General features: G+C 71.2%; 13 protein-coding genes. All 13 read right to left on the bottom strand.

Annotated features, from left to right (window positions below; all coding sequences use genetic code 11):
- Positions 1 to 11 precede the first annotated feature (11 nt).
- Positions 12 to 6,518 carry a DUF4157 domain-containing protein gene (locus tag ACFYZB_RS00475; RefSeq protein ID WP_388752500.1) on the bottom strand — a complete coding sequence of 2,169 codons (6,507 nt, stop codon included), beginning with the start codon at positions 6,516 to 6,518 and terminating at the stop codon, positions 12 to 14.
- Positions 6,515 to 6,883 carry a hypothetical protein gene (locus tag ACFYZB_RS00470; RefSeq protein WP_388752497.1) on the bottom strand — a complete coding sequence of 123 codons (369 nt, stop codon included), beginning with the start codon at positions 6,881 to 6,883 and terminating at the stop codon, positions 6,515 to 6,517. The genes ACFYZB_RS00475 and ACFYZB_RS00470 overlap by 4 nt, the downstream gene beginning before the upstream one ends.
- A complete protein-coding gene (locus ACFYZB_RS00465; RefSeq protein ID WP_388752495.1) occupies positions 6,874 to 8,892 on the bottom strand; it encodes an AAA family ATPase in 2,019 nt (672 codons plus the stop codon). Before ACFYZB_RS00465 ends, ACFYZB_RS00470 begins: the two co-directional genes overlap by 10 nt.
- A gap of 20 nt (positions 8,893 to 8,912) precedes the next feature.
- A complete protein-coding gene (locus tag ACFYZB_RS00460) occupies positions 8,913 to 9,530 on the bottom strand; it encodes a DUF4255 domain-containing protein (protein ID WP_351205257.1) in 618 nt (205 codons plus the stop codon).
- Complete coding sequence (locus ACFYZB_RS00455) at positions 9,527 to 10,312, bottom strand: hypothetical protein (protein ID WP_388752492.1); 786 nt, start codon at positions 10,310 to 10,312, stop codon at positions 9,527 to 9,529. Before ACFYZB_RS00455 ends, ACFYZB_RS00460 begins: the two co-directional genes overlap by 4 nt.
- Positions 10,305 to 11,063, bottom strand: a complete 759-nt coding sequence (locus ACFYZB_RS00450) for a hypothetical protein (RefSeq protein WP_388752489.1) — start codon at positions 11,061 to 11,063, stop codon at positions 10,305 to 10,307. The genes ACFYZB_RS00455 and ACFYZB_RS00450 overlap by 8 nt, the downstream gene beginning before the upstream one ends.
- A gap of 6 nt (positions 11,064 to 11,069) precedes the next feature.
- Positions 11,070 to 11,594, bottom strand: a complete 525-nt coding sequence (locus ACFYZB_RS00445; RefSeq protein WP_351205251.1) for a phage tail protein — start codon at positions 11,592 to 11,594, stop codon at positions 11,070 to 11,072.
- A 25-nt stretch (positions 11,595 to 11,619) separates the two neighbouring features.
- Positions 11,620 to 13,467 carry a phage tail sheath family protein gene (locus tag ACFYZB_RS00440; protein WP_388752486.1) on the bottom strand — a complete coding sequence of 616 codons (1,848 nt, stop codon included), beginning with the start codon at positions 13,465 to 13,467 and terminating at the stop codon, positions 11,620 to 11,622.
- A gap of 384 nt (positions 13,468 to 13,851) precedes the next feature.
- Complete coding sequence (locus ACFYZB_RS00435; protein ID WP_388752483.1) at positions 13,852 to 14,142, bottom strand: hypothetical protein; 291 nt, start codon at positions 14,140 to 14,142, stop codon at positions 13,852 to 13,854.
- A gap of 31 nt (positions 14,143 to 14,173) precedes the next feature.
- Positions 14,174 to 15,931: a peptidoglycan-binding protein gene (locus ACFYZB_RS00430; RefSeq protein WP_388752481.1), complete on the bottom strand. Its 1,758-nt coding sequence runs from the start codon at positions 15,929 to 15,931 to the stop codon at positions 14,174 to 14,176.
- A 410-nt stretch (positions 15,932 to 16,341) separates the two neighbouring features.
- Positions 16,342 to 17,088: a phosphotransferase family protein gene (locus ACFYZB_RS00425; protein WP_388752479.1), complete on the bottom strand. Its 747-nt coding sequence runs from the start codon at positions 17,086 to 17,088 to the stop codon at positions 16,342 to 16,344.
- An 86-nt stretch (positions 17,089 to 17,174) separates the two neighbouring features.
- On the bottom strand, positions 17,175 to 17,822 hold the full coding sequence (locus ACFYZB_RS00420) for a class I SAM-dependent methyltransferase (protein ID WP_388752476.1): 648 nt from the start codon (positions 17,820 to 17,822) through the stop codon (positions 17,175 to 17,177).
- A gap of 24 nt (positions 17,823 to 17,846) precedes the next feature.
- Positions 17,847 to 18,704 (bottom strand): NAD(P)H-binding protein, encoded by an 858-nt coding sequence (locus tag ACFYZB_RS00415; protein ID WP_388752474.1) that lies wholly within the window; start codon positions 18,702 to 18,704, stop codon positions 17,847 to 17,849.
- Positions 18,705 to 18,713 lie beyond the last annotated feature (9 nt).

Below are 18,713 nucleotides of genomic sequence, written 5' to 3'. Positions count from 1 at the left end.
GTCGAACCATACTAGGCCATCTCTTTTCTTGGGTGCGAATGGATAGTCGGAGTTTCATTATCAAGGTCGGTGAGTTCAGCGCGAAGCCAATAGGCCGGCTCCCCATTGTCCCATCCAATCTGGAAGTCAAACTTCTTCCAGCCGTACACCGAGCCTTGAGATGTGACTCTTATTCCGGTCAGATGCGCCTCTCGTTCGAGTCTCATCACATCCGCTTCCGTCATATGCGCAACAAACTGACCGGCTCCGCCATTCCTACTCGCATTCCTGCGGGCGTCATCCGTCTTCCCCTTCCAATGCTTTCCGCCACTATACTCACGGGGAGGCACGTGCCGAGCGTTGTCAACCCTTCGCCGATGCTCCTGATCCTCCCTCTCCTTCCGCGCGGCCTTCGGGTCCACGTCGCTCCGCTTGAAGTGCTTGGAGTACTCCTCCATTGCCGCTTCCAGCTTCCGGCGCTCTTCTTCGATCTCCTCCTTCGTGAATCCAAGCTCCTTGTCCTCGATGGCCATTTTCACGTCGGCAGCCCTACCCAATACATTATTGAGCATTTCGATCTGATAACCAGGCGCGCCGTCTGCCTTTAGCCTTTCAAGAGCATCAGTTGTGTGCTCGTGCACCTCATGCGGATTAACAGGCTCCGGCCGGTCGTCCGGGCGCCCGGTTTCACGTTCACTCCGTTCAGGTTTCTTATTTCGGTTCTTCTTTTGATTTTTCTGTCCGGCTTCGGACGGGTCGACAAGTGCACCGTCGTCCCGCTGAGCGTATTCGTTGGACTCCTTTTCCGGGTTGAGAACCGCCCAGATCCCGCCGCGCTCGACTCCTCTCGTCTCCAGCGAAGTCAGCCTGTACCATCGCCGCATGGCAGACATGGTCGGCCGGAGGACGGCCCGGAAGATGCCTTTTCTGAGGAGTCCCCCGAGCGCAGGCCGAATGCGGGACACAATACGTTCAAGGCGTTCCAGCTTGGACTGAGGAGAATTCTCGCGCTTGTCACGCTCCTCGTGACGTTGCTTGCGCTGCTCCATCCGCTTGTTCCACCACTCGCGCAACTGGTCCCGCTTGCGCTTGTAGGCGTCGTAGACCTTGTGGGCGCCATTGCGGATGGCGCGGCCGAGCTTGCTGTTCTTGAGCTTGCGGCCCAGGGCGCGGGCCGCGTTGCGGGCCTTGGCCAGGGCGCCCTTGACGGCGCCCTTGGCCCGGTTGAGGGCGCGGCCCACGCGGGAGACGGGGCGCTTGGGGCGGGCGGGCTCCTTCGGCTTTTCGGGCTCGCGGGACTTCTTGGGCTCGTCCGGCTCGTGGGGCCTGGCCGGCTTGGACTGCTCCTGCTCGTGCGACTTCGTGGACTTGGGGTCCTCGTGCTCGGCCGGGCGCTTGGTGTCGGTCGGCCGCTCTTCGAGGTGGTGCGTCTGGGGACGCTCCTCCTCAGGGTGACGGGGTGTCGCATGGGGCTCGCCCGGGTGCTCATGGGGGTGCTCCCCGAAGCTGGACTCGGCGGGCCGGCGGCGGGACGGGAAGCGCTCGCGGATCGAGGACATGGCGTTGCGCAGGCCCGTGCGGGCGCGGTTGACGGCCGTGCCGACGGCCTTCCGGGCGCCCTTCCCGGCCTTTGCCAGGGCCTTCATGATCTTCTGGGCGAGGGACTTGAGCTTGGAGCCGACCGCCTTTCCGGCGCCCTTGAGCTTGGAGAGGAGGTATTGGGAGACGAACTCCAGGAGGGCGACGACGCCGGCGGCGACGGCCTCGGCGAAGAGGCAGGCGGCCGGGCCGGCCTTCACCGCCTTCAGGAAGGCGAAGAACTTGCCGAAGGCGGCGATGATCTTGCTGATGGTGCCCCAGGCGGCCATGAGGCCCTGAATGATCGTCAGGATGGCCCCGGCCGCAGGCACGATCATCGAGATGACCTTCTCGATGATGATCTGCGCGAGCATCATCGGGAGGGCGGAGATGACCGCCTTCCAGGCCATCTGGCCGATCTTCTTGAGGGAGATGCAGCCCTTGACGAGGATGTTCAGGAGGGTGGACGTCAGGCCGACGACGGACTCGACCTTCTGGTCGAACCAGGCCTTCACCGCCGTCTTCACCGCGCCCCACAGGTGGTGCTGGATGCCGTCCGTCGCGGCGGCGCCCATCTTGTGCAGCCAGCCGCCCGGGTCCGGCGCGATGTCGGCGATGAGCGCGGCGAGTTGGCCGAGCGCGGCGATGGCCGCCTTGACGAAGTTGATCGCGGCCTCGACCGCCGCCCGTACCTGGTTGATGATGGCCTTGAGGGTGGCCTCGGCCAGTTTCAGCAGCGCGTTGAGCGCGGCGCCCAGTGCGTCGAGGAGCGCGTTGACCGCTGCCTTGAGCGCGTCGGCCAGGGCGTTGACCGCGGCGATGGCGGCGTCGCGCAGGGCCTCGATGGCCTTGCGGAACTTGTCGCGCAACGCGGGGAACGCGGCGAGCAGGACGTCGCAGATCTTGATCAGCGCATCGGCGACGACCTTGATCAGTTCCACGGCGAGCTTGCGGCAGGCGTCGATGACCGAGTCCGCGAACTTCTTGAAGCCGTCGATGATGTCGTTGACCAGCTTGCGGAAGAAGTCGAAGATCTTGGTCACCGCGGACAGCAGGGCGTTGAAGGCGTCCTTGATCTTGGACGTGATCCAGCCGAACCAGCCCGAGGACTCGTGCTTCTTCTTCTCCTTCTCGTCCTGGGCCTTCTTCTGCGCCTGCTGACGGTTGTCCTGGATCTTCTTGTTGTCGCTGGTCTGCCGGTCCTTGACCTGCTTGTTGCTGTCGTCGCGCTTGGAGAGGATCTTCTGGTTGTTCTCCGTGTGCGACTGATCCGCCTGCTTGTCGGAGTCGGCGATCTGCTTGTCCTGCTCGGAGCGCCACTGGTCGCGCGCCTGCTTGGCCTGGACGCCCACCTCACCGCGTTTGTCGGTCTGCCTCCTGGCGTTGGCCGCGGTCTCCTTGTCGATGTCCGACTGGTTCTTCTTGCGCGCCTCGGACTGCTGCTGCTTGTTCTTGACCTGGGCGCTGCCCACCTGGCCCTGGCCCTGCCCGATCGCCTGCCTGATCTGCGGGCCGCGCTGCTGCTGGACGACGGTGGCCTCACCGGGCTTCAGCAGCGCTCCGGCCTTGCCCTGGCCACCGCCGCTCTGGCCGCCGGCGCCCCCCGGGACGTTGCCCTTCAGCGTCTCGTCGGGGACGTCCGGGTAGATCTGGTCCTCGCCCAGCGGCTTGGCCGTGTCCTGGCGGCCGGTGTCCTGGATCTGGGACGTTTTGTCGTTGTACTTGCCGGCCTGCTGGTCCGTCAGCTTCGGATCGGCGTCGCCGGTCAGCTGCACCTGGGGGGCAGGGCCGACGGTGACGTTCAGTCCGGGGTCGGTGGAGGGGACGTCGTTGACCGCGTCCTGCATGTTCTGCACGTCGTGGGCGTCGGCTTTCCCCACGTCGGTGTCCGGCACGTTGGGGGTCTGGACCTGCTGGGCCGGGTTCTGGCCCTGGACCTGGTTGCCGTCGGCCTTCTGCTGCTGCCCCTGCCCGGGCGGGGCCACCCGCTCCAGCTGACCCGACACCTGGGGGGCCGGGGCCTCCTCCGTCGGCTTGCCGTGCAGGGTCTGCGGCGCGCCGGAGGGGCGCTGCGCGGTCGGCGGGGCGGCCTTGAGCTGGGCCTGCTGCCGGCCGATGGAGTGATCGACCGCGCCGTCGGCGCCGTCGAGGACGGTGACCGTCTGGTCCGGCGGCACGTCGGCGGCCGTACCCAGGGCGGCCTGCGGGTCCTGGTCGGAGACGTTGGGTGGGGCCGGGCTCTTCGGCTCCTGGGCGGCGCCGCCTCCGCCTCCGCAACCGCCGCCGCTGCCTTCGGGCTTGTCGGCCTCCGTGCTGGGCTGCGGGGCACCCGCGCAGGCACCGCCGCCCGGTTCGAGCGAGGCGCCGGGGGCGGGCTGGGCACCGAGGGAACCCGGGGTGTCGGACTGCTGGTCGGCGGGACCGAGGGCGGGTGTCGCCGCGGCGGTACGGGCAGGAGCGACGGCGCCGGGCCCGGCACCCGGTCCCGCGACCGCCCCCGCGGGCTCGGGCGCGCCGACCGGGCCCGCGGCGGCAGCGGCGGGGCCGGCGGGGGCAGGTGCGCGGCCCGGGGCCGATCCCGCGGCGTGGTCCGATCCGTGCGGGACGCCCGCCGGCTGGTGCGGGTGCGGGGCCGTGGCGGGTCGCGCGGAGGCGCGGGCGGAGGTCGGGGTCGCGGGGGCCGGGGCGTGCTCGGCCTCCTGGCGCTCGTTGTGCTCGGCTGCGCTCTCCTGCTGGGCGGGGGTGGGGGCGGCGCCCTCTTCGGTGCGCGGCCCCTGTGCTGACGTACCGTCGGCGAACCGGCCGGCCTCGGGCTCCGGCCCCGGCTCGGCCTCCGGTTTCGCGGCCGGAGAGGCGTCGGCGGCGGGTTGGGTCTGCTCGGGGTCCGGACCGACCTCCTGCTCGGCCGGCTTCTCGGTCTGGAGGTCGTGCTCGGTGCGGTCCCCGGCCTCGTTCTCGGCGACGGGGCCCGGCTGCGGGGTCGACTGCGGAGCGCGGCGTCCCTGAGCGGGAGGGGCCGTCGCGGTGGGCGGCTCGGCGGGCTCGTCGTCCTCGCGCTCGCTCTCGCGTGCTGCCTGGACCTTCTCCGCCTTTGTCGGGGGTGGTGCGGGGAAGCCGGGCAACTCGGCGGGGGCCGGGGCGGAGCCGTCGGCGGGCAGGTGGATCCGGTCGGCTGTCGGTACGGCGGAGACGTCGAGGTCGGTGGAGGGGACGAAGTCCTCCGGCTTGAGAGCGGTCTCCGCCTCGGCGCCGGCCCCGGGCTTCTCTCCGCCGTGCGGACCGTCGAACTCGCTGTCGGCGCCGGGTTCCAGCCCCTCGGGCTGCTCCTGCTCGGGGGGTTCGCCTTGCTCCTCGTCGCCCTCGAGGACGCCGTGGCGGGCGAGCGAGCCGTCGCGCTCCTCGGCGGTCTTGTCGACCTCTTCCGGGCGGACGGGGCCGGATCGCGGGGTGGGCAGGTGGTCCGGGTTGTGCTGCTTGCTGCCGGCGACGGGCTGCTGGGCGGCGGACTTCCGCTCGTGCTCCGGCGAGCCTTCGGCCTTCGCTGCGGCGGGTTTGTCCTTGGGGTCCTTGTTCTGGTCGGTCTTCTGCTGCTGGGCCTGTTGCTCCTTCCTGTCCTGCTGGTCCTGCTGGTCCTGCTGGTCCTGGCGGTTCTTGTCCTGGGCGTCCTTGCCGTCGGTCTGCTGCTGGGCGCCGGTTGCGCCCTGGGCCTGGTCCTGGCCCGGCTGGGCTGCCTGCGCCTGGTCCGCGGAGGCGGCGCCGGGCTGTGCGGACGCGGACTGGTCGGCGGTGGCGCCCTCAGGTGCCGAGGACGCGGAGGCGTCGGCGGACGTGTTGCCGCCTGAGCCCGACGGGCTCGAAGTCCCGCTCTCCCGGCGGGAGTTCCGCTTTGTGTGCGTGCGCCGCTCGGAGGGCTTGTGCTTCTTCGGTTCCTGCTGGTGGTCGCGCTGCTGCGGGTGCTCTTCCTCGTGCTGCTGCTCGTGCTCGGGCCGCCGCCGGGTCTGGCCCTCATCCGGTTCCCGGGAGGAGCCGTCCGGGCGCCGGCGCTCGCGTCGACGGCCCTCGGCCGTGTCGGCGCGGTGCTCCTGCTCGGTCTCGCGGTGGTCGCGTTCGAGCAGGTCGTCCTGGTCGTGCTCGGCCTCCATCCGGTCGACCGTGTCCGTGACGGGGACGGGCGTGAGCGGGGTGTCCATGCCCTCCGGCAGGTGCGAGGTCTGCTCGGCGAGGGCGAGGACGCGCCGGTAGTCGGAGGACGGCAGTCGGAGTTCGAGCCTGGCGAGCACCGCCTGCTCCAACTCCGGGGCGAACCGGACGAGTTGTCTGCGCACCCGGCCGGAGGAGTCGGTGGGGTCGCCGCGCAGGGAGCGGAGGATACCGGCGGTCAGCCGGTCCACCAGGGTCGCCGGGTCGAGGCGTTCGCTGCGGAGCCGGTCGGCGTCGACGCGGGCGTAGCGGAGCCAGCCGGGGGTGGCGGACGCATCACGGGTCACCTCGGGCGTTGCCGGGTCCGCGCTGCGCGCGCCCTGTTCGGCCTGCTGCTCGACGGCGTCGGTGGGCAGGCTGACGCCGCCGAAGTCACGGCCTGCGCGCAGCCGCCCGGGCTGGTCGGGCGCCTGGACGGTGTGCAGCAGCTCGTGGGCGAGCAGGCGGCGGCCGTCCTGGGTGCCGGGGCGGAAGGCGCCCTTGCGGAAGAAGATCTCCTGCCCGACGGTGACCGCATCGGCGCCGACGAGGTCGGCCAGCGCGGCCGAGTCCTCATCGGTGTGCACGCGGACGCGGCTGAAGTCGTGACCGAGCCGCGCTTCCAACTCCCGCCGGACGCCCGGGTCGAGGGGGTGTCCGGCGCCGCTGATGATCTCCTTGGGCTCGGGCGTGCGGGCGGAGCGCTGCGGCTTGCGGGTCTTCTGCCTGTTGCCGCCGCTGCTGCTCTGCCGGCTCTGCGCGGGCGCGTGTGTGCTGTTCAACGGCGCTCCCTGCGGCCGTTCACGGCACCGGCTCCGGACAGGCCGGCGTGGACCGCGCGGGCGAGGGCCTCGCCCAGGCGGCGGGGGTTGCCCGTGGCGGGCAGTTCGGGCAGCCCGGAGAGGAGGTCGAGCGCACGGTCGCCGTCGGCGAGCAGGGCGGCCGGGACGCCGCGCTCGCGGACCAGCCGGTCCAGCTCGCCGCGGAACGACTCGCGGAGGCGGGCGGTGTCGCGCGGGCTCAAGTCGAAGCCTTCGAGCGCGAGTTCGCCGATGTCGATGCGGATCGCGGTCGGCGCGGAGGCTGGGGACACCCGCCACCTGTCCGCGGTCACGTGGCGCACGCCGTGCACGTCGTTCAGACCCACCCGTCCACCTCCGAAGGCGTCAGGGAGCGTTCGAGCTTGAGGTACTCGGTGCGCGCCGCGGCGAGCATGTGCCGCATGCGCACCGGGCTGCCCTCCTCGGCGGCGAGGAAGGCACCGGCCAGCGCTATGTTGCGGATCGAGCCGCCCGCGACGGTGAGCTGGGCGAGCCGTTCGGGGTCGAGTCCCTCCGTCGGCGTCCGGTCCGGGATGACGCGACGCCAGATCTCGGCACGCTCCGGCACGGACGGGAAGGGGAAGTCGACGACGAAGCGGATCCGCCGCATGAAGGCGTTGTCCAGGGCCTTCTTCATGTTGGTGGTGAGGACGGCCAGCCCGCGGTAGGCCTCCATGCGCATCAGGAGGTAGCTGACCTCCAGGTTGGCGTACCGGTCATGGCTGTCCTTGACCTCGCTGCGCTTGCCGAAGAGCGAGTCGGCCTCGTCGAACAGCAGCAGGGCGCCGCCGCGCTCGGCCGCGTCGAAGACCCGGCGGAGGTTCTTCTCCGTCTCTCCGATGTACTTGCTGACCACCTGCGAGAGGTCGATGACGAACAGGTCGACGCCCAGCTCCCCCGCCATGACCTCGGCGGCCAGCGTCTTTCCGGTGCCGGATCCGCCCGCGAAGAGCGCGGTGACGCCGAGTCCGCGGCGCAGCACGCTTTCGAAGCCCCACTCCTGGTGGACGGTGGCCCGGCGGCGCACGTGGGCGACGATCTCCCGGAGGATCGCCCGCTGGCGTTCGGCGACGACCAGATCGTCCCAGCCTGCGCGCGGCTCGACCCGGCGGCCGAGCTCGTCGAGGGCCATACGGGCCTCCACCAGCCCGGCGCGCCAGGCCAGTTGGGTCGAGTCGCTGCGGGCGTCGGCGGCGCCCGACGACCGCCGTACCGAGGTCGCCGCCGCACGGATGACGTGTGCGGGCAGCGAGAACTGGGCGACCAGCCCGCGCAGTCCGCTCTCGGTGACGTCCGGCAGATCGCCCAGCGCGCCCGTCCAGACGTCCAGTTGCTCCTCCGCGCTGAGCGCCGGAACGGTCACCCGCTCGGCGCGGGCGCATGCGGTCGCCGGACGCGGGTCGTCGGCGGAGAGCACCAGGGGTACGGCGAGCCCGCCGGTCAGGGCGTCCACGGCGGCCGAGCTGTCCCTGGCGGAGAGCCCCGACGGCGCCTCGCCCAGCGAGACCGACGCACCGTCATGCGACTCCACCAGCAAGGCCGCGGGCAGGAGCACCGCCTCCCGCTGCCACAACCGGGCGAGCTGGTCGCGCTCGCCGGGGTCCGTCGGCAGGTCCTCGGCGGAGACGGCGTACAGGGCGAGCCCGGATTCGCGGGCCGCGGCGGCGGCGATCTCCCAGCGGGTCTGCCGGTCGGCCCCGGCCAGCTCCACATGCGGCAGCACGTCCAGCTCGGCCGCGGCCCAGCTCGCGGAGACGTCCCGCGCGGTGCGCTCGTGCGCGGGCGGCAGGGCCTGCGCCGACGTGGCGATCCGGTTCAGCAGCCCGTGCAGGCGGACGTCCAGATAGTCGACGCCGACGAGGAAGTGCAGGATCCGTTCGTCGATCCGGATGCGCGAGGCGGTGAGGGCCGCGCTCCCGTCCCGGTCGTCGAGTTCGAGCAGCCGCCAGCGGCGCAGCGGCCCGACCGGGGCGAGCGCGCTCCAGTGCGCGTCGTCCAGGGCGGCCAGGGCGAGTGAGAAGGTCGGGTACGGCCGCGCCGGGTCGCCGCCGGCCGCGGCGCAGCGGCTCGCGGTGGTGGAGTCCAGCTCGGCTGCGGCGGCCAGGACGAGGACGTCGCGTTCGAAGGGGCTCAGGCCGAAGCAGGAGCAGAGGGTGTCCAGGGCGCTGCCGGGCTCCGGCTCCGGGCAGGCGGGCAGCTCGGACGGGGCGGTGCCGCCGCTCTCGCGCCCGGACGCGTGCGCGTCCAGACGGGCCAGCACCGCCTCCACCGCCACGGACAGCACCTTGTGGTGCAGATCGCCGCCGCCGGGCACCTTCGCCTTCTCCCCTCCCATGGCCGTGACTCCGCTCCCGCTCAGCCGACTTCCGGCACGGCGTGCACGGTGCGGGTCTTGACGGGCTTGGACTCGACCGGCTTCGCGCGGCCGTCGATCATCACGGCGATGCCCTGGTAGATGAGGGAGAGGGCGTAAGGAGTGTTGTTCTGGTAGAGCATCCCCCAGAGCTTGGACGTGTCGTCGATGTCCAGCGCGGTGGGCGTGAAGCGCACCCGCTGCGGGGCGTCGGCCAGGTCGGTGCCCTGGAGGTAGGGCTGCTCGGCGGCGGCCTCGATCATCGCCTTGGACAGCACCGGGCTCTCGTGCAGGGTGCGCACCACGCAGCCCAGCAGGCGCTGTGGGACCAGCTCGGCCTCGTCGCCGTAGAAGCTGATCAGGTAGTGCAGGTCGAGGGCGGCCGAGGGCCGGGTGAGCACGGTGCCGTCGGCCGCTCGGGTGGGCGCGTCCATGTTGCGCAGTGCGGCGTTGGGCGTCACCTGGTACAGGAAGACGGTGATCGTCGGCTCGGCCGGCGGGTCCGTGGGCGGTTTGCGCGCGGCGACGTCGACGGCGAACGGGATGTCGGGCGCCAGCGACTGGGCGATCTGCTGGCGAAGCGCCTCGGTGACCGTGGCCACGGCGAGCGTGTTGCTCATCGCTGGGCCTCCCCGCGGGACAGATACTTCTCCAGGCTCAGAACGGGCGTCGTACGACCGGACCGCTGGGCGCGCTCGGACGGGCGCGGAGCCGCGGCAGCGCCACCACGTGCGGCGGCTCGGACCTCCAGCCGGCCGATGCTGATGTGCACGGTACGCTCGGGCGTGCGCCGCCCCGTGGTGTCGCGGGCGGACTGGCGTCCGGCGGCAGGGGCGGCCGGCCGGACCGCGGCGCGCGCGGTCTGCGCGGGAACCGCGGCGATGGGCCGTGGGGCGGTGTCCTGCCGGGCCGGGGAGGAGGCGCGACGGACCGCCGGTTCCGCGGTCGGCCGCCCGAAGTCCCCCGCTCGCCGCGACGGATCACCGTGCTCCTCGTGCGCGGCGGACCGCCGGGCGGGCCCGGCGGCCGGTTCGGGGGCGGGCTGCGGTACGGCCGCGGGAACCAGCAGTCCGCGCTGCGGCGCCGTCTGCTCACGGAGGGCCGACGGCAACCGCGGGACGGCGGGCTGGACGGGCGTCAGGTCACGACGCGGCACCGCCTCAACCGCCCTATGGCGCGGGTCGGTTGATTCGGCACGTCGCATGGGCTCCGACGACTCCCGCTCCTCGAGGTCCGGACCGAACGGGTCGACACGGGCCCCGAAGGCGTCCATCCGCTCGAACGGACCCGGCAGGCGCGGGCGCACCCGCACCACACCGGTGTCCGCCGCGCCGGCCGCGCCGCCGGACGGCGCGGCAGCGGGAGCGGTCCGCCCCACCAGGCGGTCGAAGTGGTCAGGCATCCGCACACAGCTCCAGGTAGTAGCGGCGCCGCAGCGGGCTGAGCGCCAGGATCTCGGACTCGCTCCAGCCGTAATGACCGGCGAGCAGATGGACGTCCTGCAGGGTGCCCCGCGCCCACGCGTCCAGTTCGGCCCACAGGTACGAGGCGATGTCCAGTTCGGCGGTGGCCGCGTGACCGCAGACCGGGCAGGCCAGGTTGAGCCGGACGTCGGCTCCCGGGTCGGCCTCGGCCGCGGCCTGGGCGACGCGCTGCCGTACGTGCTCGGGCAGTGCGTCGGCCGCCACCTCGGTTCCGGAACGTTCGGCGTGCAGTACGCAGCGGGCGACCAGTTCGGCACCGGCGTCCGCGGATGGCGATGCCTCGACGACGGCCAGGTCCCCGGCCGTCGGCAGCCGGAACCGCACCGTCCAGCCGTCGGCCTCGACGGCCAGCGGTCCGTCCGCGACCTCGGCCGTACCGGCGCCGATGACGTCCCGCACCCCGAGCGCGAACTCCATCTCCTCGCCGCACTGACGGCACGTCACTCGCACCTCGAGCCGTTCTCCGAAGAGTTCGCGCCGCAGCGCGAACAGGTCGGCGTCGCGGCGGCCGACCGGGACCGACAGCAGTTCCTCGCTGTCCGCGGCCGGCCGGGCGGCGGAGTGCAGCAGCAGGGCACGCCTGGCGTACCCCGCGGCCAGCCCCGCCTCCCAGACGGCCAGCAGGGCGGCCGCGCCGACCGATGCGCCGGCCGTTCGTTCCGAACTCACAGTCGGCTACGCGGGGTTGGTGTATGTGGGCTCCTGCGGCTCCGGGACCGACCAGTCCCGGTCCCAGCCCTCGCACTCCAGCTTGAGGCTCTGGATGGCGACCGCGTTGGCGTTGGCGTCCATCTCGCCGAGCACCTGGTACTCGCTCGGCCAGGCCCGGAACACCTTGTGCGCCACGGCCACCTGTCCGGCCTCGTTGAGCACCTGGATGACCAGGTCCTTGCGGAAGTCGGCGAGCGAGACCTCGGCGCCGGGACCGGCGCCGACCTGCCAGACCTTGTTGGCCCAGCGGTCGAACTCCGGGTCGTGGGTGACCCCCCGCTCCAGGGTTATCGCCTCGAACTCGGTACGGCCCGGGGACTTCCGCGGCGAGCTGGGGTCGCCGCCGTTGCGGTGCTTGACCACCTCGGTGGTCCGCTTCAACGGGCTGATCTTGCTGATTCCGGCGACCACCCGGCCGTCCCAGACCACCAGGAACTTGAAGTTCTTGTAGGGGTCGAATCGCTGCGGGTTGACGGTGAACTCGGCCATGAAAGCTGCTTCCTAACCCCTGAACCTATGCCTCGAACTGCCCGGCCATCTGCTCGATCTGGACGATCACGAACTCGGCGGGCTTCACCGGAGCGAAGCCGACCAGCACATTGACCACTCCGCGGTCGATGTCCGCCTCCGTGGTGGTCGAGCTGTCGCACTTGACGAAGTACGACGTGCGCGGAGTCGTCCCCTGGAACGCCCCCTGCTGGAAGAGCTTCTGCAGGAAGGACTCGACGTTGAGCCGGATCTGCGACCACAGCCGCTCGTCGTTCGGCTCGAAGACCACCCATCGCAGCCCGCGGTAGAGGCTCTCCTCGATGAACAGCGCCAGCCGCCGCACCGGGACGTACTTCCACTCGGACTGCAGTGCGTCCGCACCCGCCAGCGTCCGCGCGCCCCACACCACCGGGCCGACGACCGGGAAGCTCCGTGCGCAGTTCAGCCCCAGCGGGTTGAGCAGCCCGTTCTCCTTGTCGGTGAGCTTGACGCCCAGCGCCCGCACCCCGGAGAGCGGCGTCTCCGTCCCGGCCGGCGCCTTCCACACCCCGCGCGCGGCGTCGGTGCGGGCGTAGACCCCGGCGATGCTGCCCGACGGCGGGAAGGAACGCAGCCGGCCGGTGAGCGGGTCGATCAGCTCCAGCTGCGGGAAGTAGAGCGCCGAATGATCGCTGCGCACCGGGTCGAAGGCGGACAGGCCGGCCCGCGCCTCGTCCACGCTCGCCCAGGTCTGCGGGGCGTCGGCGATGACGAAGAGACGCTTCTCCTCCGCCAGTGCCTGCGCCGCCGAGAGCACGGTGAGCTGGTCCTCGATGTTCGGGTAGGCGGAGATCTCGGGCAGCACCAGGAGGTTGACGTCCTCGACATCGCGCAGCGCCTGCATGCCGCTCTTGTCCGGCTCGCCGCCGATCAGGTCGGTCGGGCCGGGCGCTCCGCCGTCCTCGCCGCCCGCGAGCGCGAAGACCGGCGGGTTCACGCCGGCCTCCAGGCCGAGGTTGTTCGCGGCCTCGCCGACGAAGCGCACGGTGTCGGCGGGGTCGGTGGAGCCGGCCACGATCTGCAGGCGCTTGCCGAAGGCGGTGACGGTGGTCCCCGCGAAGACGCGCCTGCCGGGGGCGTCCGGCAGCGCGCGCAGCTTGCGCTCCAGCAGCAGGGCGAGGTCGGTGACGGTGACCGGGGCCTTGCCGTCCTGCTCGGCGTCGTAGATGCGGAACGTGCGCTGGACGTCCCCGATCTTGACCTCGATCTGCTGCGTGAGGTCGGGCAGGGTGGCGGCGAAGGGCTTGGAGACGGTGCCCACCGGGTCCGGGCGCTGTTCGGCGAGCACCTTCACCCTGATGGTGTCCGAGCCGCCGTTGACCACGGTCTCGGCGAAGTTGTTGTCGCCGGCCCTGACCGACAGCCCGGGGAAGAACTCGCCGACGCTGCCGGTGACGTCGAAGACCCGCAGGTTGAAGGTGCTCTCCGGAGCGGTGGTGTCGTAGTCCACCAGGAGCCGCAGACCCGCGCCCCAGGCACCGGGCTGCTCGGCGGTGACCTCCAGGACCGGGGCCTCGGTGCTGTTCTCGGTCGAGTGCAGCGTCACCGTCGCCGACTTGCCCGTGCCGGCCGCTACCGCACGCACGATCACGGCGACCGTGCCGCCGTTGACGAAGAACTGCTGCACGGCGTAGCTGACCGGGCTCTGCGGGTCGAGGCCGCCGAACTGCCGCTCGTAGTCGGCGAATCCGGTGATGGTCACGGGCCGGTCCACGGGTCCCCGCCGGGTGCGGCCTACGAACGCGGTGACCGAGGTGGTCACGGTGCCGATGGTGCGGACGCTGCTGGGCAGCTCCTCGATGTAGACCCCGGGATAGGTCGGTGTGGTCGTCAATTCCCCCTCCATTCCCTTGTCGCACCCGGGGACACGAAGAAGGAGGAAGACGCGCGCGAACCGACGGGCGGTGCGCGGTGCGCTGTCGCCGCCGCACATGCACGAAAGTCACGACACATACGCGAGCACCGGAAGAGGCCCGGTGCGGCCGTTACCTGATTCCCCCGTCGCAGCCCCCGCGGCACCCGTACCGCGGAGGCGTTGCGCTGGTCTGCATGAAGTCCCTGGTGCCTGAGTGCAGGATGAGTCTCACGGTCCGATTGCGCACCAGTCAAGGACTCCATCCGGCCACTCCCGGTCATTTCCGACCGGGAACGTGTATCTGCACTCTTCGACCCAACATCCTTCACAACTCCGTTCTGAGTTAACCGACTTGATGGCGCGTCAGCCGCCTTCGGGCAGCTTGGAGTAGTCGATCGCGTGGCTGCTGGGTGCGGCACCCCTGGGCGCGTAGGCAGGCGGTCTGGCCGCTCCCAGGAACCAGCCCCAGCGGGCGCCGTAGCGGTGTTCCAGCGTGCGGAAGACCGCGTAGTAGACCGTGCCGAAGGCGGTGGTGAGCGCGGAGTTCACGGTGGCGTTGTCCAGATGGATGCCCAACCGGGCGGCCTGCAGCACGACGAAGGCCACCAGATAGGGCACGAAGGTCCGCCAAAGGGACAGGGCGATCTGGTACATGACGGTCTCCTCAGTCTCTCGCGGCAGAAGGTCACTCGACGGCGAAGCCGTGCGCATGGCCGAGCCTGGTCAGCGAGTCCTTGCCAGGGATGCCGTCGGCCATCATCCCGGTGTAGCCGTAACGCTTCTGCAGCTCCGAGTAGGCGGCGACGGTCTTGGTGCCGAAGGAGCCGTCGACCCACTTGCGGTCGAGCAACCCCTCTTCGGCCAGCGCGAGTTCGACGGTGAGGACGTCGTCCGGGTTGCTGGTCGCGCCCTGCGGGGCACCTGGGTCGTGCCGCGCCGAGGCGACCACCTTGACATGCGCGACCGTGGCGAGCGGTATCCCCCCGTGCAGCAGGGAGCGCAGCGAACGCTCGCCGGGTACCCCGTCGGCGTCAGCGCCGGAGAAGCCCAGACTGCGTTGGAAGTCCGCGTAGTTGAGGGTGTCCGCGTCCGTCCACTCGGGGCCGGGGCCCTGGCGGTAGTGCGTGCCGAACCCGGCGGCGACCAGGGCCCTGCCGACGGCCGTGACGTGCATGCCCTTGGCGCCGAACCCGTACTGCAGGCCGCCGACGGTGACTTGACGGCGTGTCGGCTGCTCGGGCTGCGGCGTGGGCTGGGGCTTCGGAGTCGGCTGGGGCTTCGGAGTGGGCTGCGGTGCAGGCTTGCCCGAGCCCGCCGGCCTCGGCGCCCCCTCGCGCACCCAGGCATAGAGCACCGGCCCGGGGCAGGCGGTGGCGTACCCGTCCCGATGGCCCTTGATCTCCGGGCCGGCCGGCCCGTGCTTCTGGCAGTACTCGATCGCGTCCCGCAGGCCGTTGAGCTGGTCCCAGGTGGGGGTGGTGGACCCGGAGGCACCGACCAGCGCGCAGACCGCGTAGTGCGCCTCGTTGAGCGGCACGTTCCCGTTGGCGCTGTTGCGCCGCTGCAGCCCGCGGCCTTCGAAGACCACGCCGTGCTCGCAGACCACGAAGCTGTACCCGATGTCGGACCACTTGTCGAAGTCCATGTGCCCGGCCTGGATGCGGCGCACATAGGCCGCGCAGGTGGAGTGCGGGCCGAAGGTGTAGGACGTGCCCAGATAGTGGATCTTCACGCCCTTGCGCGGCTCGTGGTACGGGATCGACCCGTTCGGCTCCCGCCAGGGCCGGGCGCCCCATTCGGCCCGCGGTACCAACTGCAGTCCGCGCCACGGCGGTTGGGGCTTCGGCTGTGGGTGCGGCGGTGGCGCGGGGACCGGCTTCGGCGCCGCGGCCCCCGCCCACTCCCTCAGCTGCTGCATCGTGCCGTGGTACACATCGATGTCCAGCGGCCGGTCGGTGTACTGATGGAACTTCCACGGAGCCCGGATCCTGGGCGCGCCCGGTGTGACGTAGTCCGCTATCCAGAGGAATTCACCCGCGTTGTCATCCGTCCGGAACCAGTAGTCGCGGTCGACGTAGAGGCCGACCCGGTTGTCCGGGTAGTGCCGCTTCACCGCCGCCAGCCACTCGTTCTTCACCTGGGTCGCGTGCGCGTCACTCACGTTCTGGCCGTACGGCTCGAAGTCCAGCGCCAACAGCTCGCCCTGCGGCACATGGCCGACGACCCGGCAGAAGTGGTCCACCTCGTCCGCCACGGCGTTCTCCGCGTGCAGGAAGTGGTAGTGCCCGACCACCAGTCTGCGACGGCGTGCCTCCGCCAACTTCTTCTCGTAGCCGCTCTGTTCGGTGTGCGCCCCCTCGGTCGCCTTGATGAAGACGAACCCCGCGTCCCCCGGTATGCCCGACTGGAAGTCGGACACGTCGTACCCCTTGGCATAAGCCATCGACAGTCCTCCCGTTACCCTGAACCGCCATGCCTGGTCCCGGCGATGGTCCATGGGTGACACCTAGTAAAGCCACTCCCGAGCACCGACGTCACGCGCCCCTCGGGACTTACGTGGGATTTCACGTGTCGGCTCGGGCGGTCTCCACATCTCTTTCACGTGGGGCGGGCAGACGGGCCGACGACGGTGGCCGCGCCCTGCCCGACACCCTTTCAGCCCCGGAACGCCGGCGCCCCTGGTCGCGCAGCGGTGCGAGGCGACCAGGCACGGATCGACGCGGCCGGCCTCGCACTGTTGCGATGCCACGCGCGGCGGCCCCAGGCCTGCCCGTGGAAGGAGCGGTCGCGCTGCTGCACCGGTTCCCGCTCGATACACCGGAAGGTGCTCATGGCAGTCGGACCCGCGCAGCCTCACATCCGGGATCTCAGCACATCGACCTCACAGCCCGGCGCGAACGGGTCGAAACCGTGCTCGACCAGCCAGCGAACCACCAGCAGGCTTCGTAACGACCACCACGCGCGGATCACGTCGAGGTCGACACCAGTGCCATAGCCGGTGAGGACGTCGCCGAGGTGCTCCTCGTGTCCGAGCGTCAAGGTGGCGAGGTCGAACAGGGGATCCCCCCGGCCCGCCTCGGACCAGTCGATGATGCCCGTGATCTCGTCGCCGTCGACGAACACGTGGGTGATCTGCAGGTCGCCGTGCGTGAACACCGGAGTGCACAGCCGGAGTGCGGTCTCGGCCACCCGGCGGTTGCGGGTGACCAGGCCGGCGGGCAGGACGCCGTTCGTCACGAGCCACTCGCACTCGCCGTCGAGTTCCGCGGCCAACTCGCCGAGGTCCCGGCCCGCCCGGCCGGGCCAGGGCGGCAACGGCGCGTCGTGCAACTCCCGGACGGCGGCACCCGCCGCGGCCCACGCCGCCGGCGAAGCGGTCGACGGCTCACCGAGCCGGCCCAGCGCCCTCCCCGGGACCGCGGCGATCGCGAGCACGGGCGGCTTGCGCCACAGGACCTCCGGGGTCGGCACCGGCGCCAGGGCCATCGCCTCGACCTCGACGTCGATGCGCGCCTGATCGGCGTCCACCTTCAGGAACACGTCGCCGACGCGCAGGGTCGCGCGCTCGGAATGGGCGACGACGACCTCGACCTCGTCCATGGCGACCAGTATCCCGCGACGACCTCCGGCGTCGCCGGGCTTGTCGCGTGCGACGGGGTCTTCCGGCCGGCATCGGCAACCCGTGTTCAAGCAGCCGAGTTCTCAGCGCTCTCCCACTGCAGCACCAGGCAGGTCCACCGGACGCCGTCCCGCCCGTGAAGGTCGGCGCGCTCGCTGAGGTGGACCGTCCGCAGCCCGTGGGTACTGGCCAACTCAACCGTCTCAGAGGCGGAGACGTCGAACATGTGGCGGCCCTCCGGCACGGGGCCGTGCCGGAGGTTCACGAAGAAGCGGCCACCAGGTGCCAGGAGGCCGGCGATCCTGGCCATCGCTCGTCGGCGTTCCCCGGCGTCCAGGTGCATCCACACCGCAGTGGCGAAGACCGCGTCGAACCGGCCCCGGCTCGAGAGGAGATCCGGAAGAGTGTCGTCGACCCAGTCGATGGCACTGTCCGGATGAATCCGCTGTCCGTGCTCCCGCAGCTCCGGGGTCGGCTCAACGGCGACGACGCGGTGTCCGCGGGCCGCCAACGCCGCAGCGTCGCGCCCCGTTCCTGCGCCCACGTCCAGGATGCGGCCGGGCCGCGCAGGAACCAACTGCAGCACGGCGCTGTGCACTTCCTCGAAGGTGACTTCCTCGTACTGAACGACCAGTGCGTCCGCCGACTCCGCGTACCCAGCGGTTCCCCTGGCTGGGCTGCGGCTCTGCGAGTTCGGGATCACATGATCACTCATGGCCGAAGACTACCGGCGGGCTGCTCAGTTCCAGTGACCTGCGGCCGCGGTCCCGGTCACGAAGGTCTCGAAAGTCCTGGGTGGTCGTCCGAGGGCTCGTTCCACTCCGTCGGAGAGCGCGGCGCCCGAGCCGTTGCGGAGGGCCACCAGGAGTTCTGTGAGCAGGCGGGCGACGTCGGGTGAGGCGCCGGCGGCGACCTGACGCTCGATGAAGACCTCCGGCTCGACATCGACATGACGGATCGTACGCCCGGTGGCCTCGGCGATGAGGTCGGCCGCTTCACCGAAGCCGACAGCCCGTGGGCCGGTCAGGTCGTAGACGCAGCCGCTGTGGCGCTCTTCGGTCAGCGCCGCCACGGCGACCTCGGCGATGTCCTCGGCGTCGACGAACGGAGTGCGCCCGTCACCGGTCGGCAGGGCCAGGGTCCCGCCGAGAATCCCGTGCCGCCAGGGTCCCTCGCTGAAGTTCTGCGCGAACCACTGCGGGCGCAGAACGGTCCAGTCGGCGCCACAGCCGCGCACGGCCTGCTCGGCGGCATACAGGGGATGGCCGTCCTCGCCCGCGCGAGGGGCGGACAGCAGCACCAGGCGGCGCACGCCCGCGGCGACCGCCTCGGCCACCAACCGGGGGATGCGCGCCTGGTGGTCGGTGCTGCCCGCCAGGCTGGGCTCCACGAGGTAGGCGGCCGTGACGCCGGCGAGCGCGGGCGCCCAGCTCGCCGGGTCGTCAAGGTCGAGGCGGCAGTCGCCGCCGGTGCGGGATGCCGTGCGGACCGGCAGGCCGGCGGCCCCGAGGCGCCGGGCGACGCGGCTGCCGGTCTTGCCGGTGCCGCCGAGGACGAGGATGGTCTTCATGCCGTACAGACAATCCCAGCGACCCATGGACGATCC

The organism is Streptomyces sp. NPDC001852 (assembly GCF_042891825.1).
GTDB lineage: Bacteria > Actinomycetota > Actinomycetes > Streptomycetales > Streptomycetaceae > Streptomyces.
The sequence above is the reverse complement of the archived record's forward strand: the minus strand, read 5'-3'. Positions and strand labels throughout refer to the sequence as shown.